The 2,019-nt window shown below is 66.9% G+C and carries 1 protein-coding gene; it reads left to right on the forward strand.

Annotated features, from left to right (window positions below):
* Positions 1 to 1,975, forward strand: a 1,975-nt coding sequence (polA, locus tag BRAS3809_RS27470; RefSeq protein ID WP_035658999.1) for a DNA polymerase I, incomplete at its 5' end; no start/stop codon positions are given.
* Positions 1,976 to 2,019: the final 44 nt, after the last annotated feature.

The raw sequence follows: 2,019 nt of genomic DNA on the forward strand, positions 1-2,019 counted from the left end.
ACCGAGCAAGCCGGCGGCCGCTCCGCGCACGGGTGATCCACGCATCGACAAATCCGCGATGGGCAAGGGCACGCCTGCTGGTCTCGCCGAAAGCCGGGCGGAGGCCGCGAAGAGCGCGCGTATCGATCGCGACAAATTTCAGACGCTGCGCTCGCTGCCCGAGCTGAACGCGTGGCTGGCCCGCGCGCACGAGTTCGGCCGCGTCACCATCGACGTCAAGGCCAGCTCGATCGATCCGATGCAGGCCAGTCTGTGCGGTCTTTCGCTGGCGCTGGCGCCGGACGAGGCCTGCTACATCCCGCTGGCCCATCGCCAGGCGGGCGATGGCGGCGGCCTGTTCGATGCCGGGCTCGCACCCGACCAGATCAAGGAGAGCGAGGCACTCGCCGCGCTGAAGCCCGTGCTGGAATCCGCCGGGCTCTTGAAGATCGGATACAACATCAAGTTCCTCGCGGTGCTGCTGGCGCAGCACGGCATCACGCTCCAGAATGTCGACGACATCCTGCTGATGAGCTACGCGCTCGACGCCGGGCGCGGCTCGCACAAGCTCGACTCGCTCGCCGAGCATGTGCTGGCGCATGCCGTCGTCAGCGAAAGCGAACTGATCGGCAGCGGCAAGAACAAGCTGACCTTCGAGCAGGTCGCGATCGACCGCGCTACCGCGCATGCGGCCGAAGCGGCCGACGTGATCCATCGGGTGTGGCGCGTGCTGAAGCCGCGGCTCGTGGCCGAGCGCATGACCGCGGTGTACGAGACGCTGGAGCGGCCGCTGGTGTCGGTGCTGGCGCGCATGGAGCGGCGCGGCATCTCGATCGACCGCCAGGTGCTGTCGCGGCTGTCCGGCGACTTCGCCCAGACCGCGGCGCGTGTCGAAGCCGAGCTGCAGGAGCTCGCCGGCGAACCGATCAATGTCGGCAGCCCCAAGCAGATCGGCGACATCCTGTTCGGCAAGATGGGCCTGTCCGGCGGCACCAGGACCAAGACCGGCGCCTGGTCGACCTCCGCCTCTGTTCTCGACGACCTCGCCGAGCAGGGCAATGATTTCGCGCGCAAGATCCTGGAATGGCGCCAGGTCTCGAAGCTGAAATCGACCTATACCGACGCGCTGCCGACCTATGTCAACCCGCAGACCCATCGCGTGCACACCACCTACGCGCTGGCGGCGACCACCACGGGCCGGCTGTCGTCGAACGAGCCGAATCTGCAGAACATCCCGGTGCGCACCGAGGACGGCCGCAAGATCCGCCGCGCCTTCATCGCCACCCCCGGCCACAAGCTGGTCTCGGCGGACTATTCGCAGATCGAGCTGCGGCTGCTGGCGGAGATCGCCGACATCCCGGTGCTGAAGCAGGCGTTCAAGGACGGGCTCGACATTCACGCGATGACCGCGTCCGAAATGTTCGGCGTGCCGATCAAGGGCATGCCGAGCGAGGTCCGCCGCCGCGCCAAGGCGATCAATTTCGGCATCATCTATGGCATCTCCGCGTTCGGCCTCGCCAACCAGCTCGGCATCGCCCGCGAGGAGGCCTCGGCGTATATCAAGCGCTATTTCGAGCGCTTCCCGGGCATCCGCGCCTACATGGACGAGACCCGCGAGTTCTGCCGCAAGAACGGCTATGTCGTCACGCTGTTCGGCCGCAAGTGCCACTACCCGGAGATCAAGGCGTCCAATGCCTCGGTGCGCGCCTTCAACGAGCGCGCCGCGATCAACGCGCGCTTGCAGGGGACGGCGGCCGACATCATCCGCCGCGCGATGACGCGGGTGGAAGACGCGCTGGCCGAGAAGAAGCTCTCGGCCCAGATGCTGCTGCAGGTGCATGACGAACTGATCTTCGAAGTGCCGGAGGACGAGGTCGCCGCGACCTTGCCGGTCGTCCAGCACGTCATGCAGGACGCCCCCTTCCCGGCCGTGCTGCTGTCGGTGCCGCTGCACGTCGACGCGCGCGCGGCGGATAATTGGGACGAGGCGCATTGAGGGGATCACACGGCTCTTCCTACTTGGTCGATTGCTAGTAGATG

It is taken from the genome of Bradyrhizobium sp. STM 3809, assembly GCF_000239795.1.
Classification (GTDB): Bacteria; Pseudomonadota; Alphaproteobacteria; order Rhizobiales; family Xanthobacteraceae; genus Bradyrhizobium.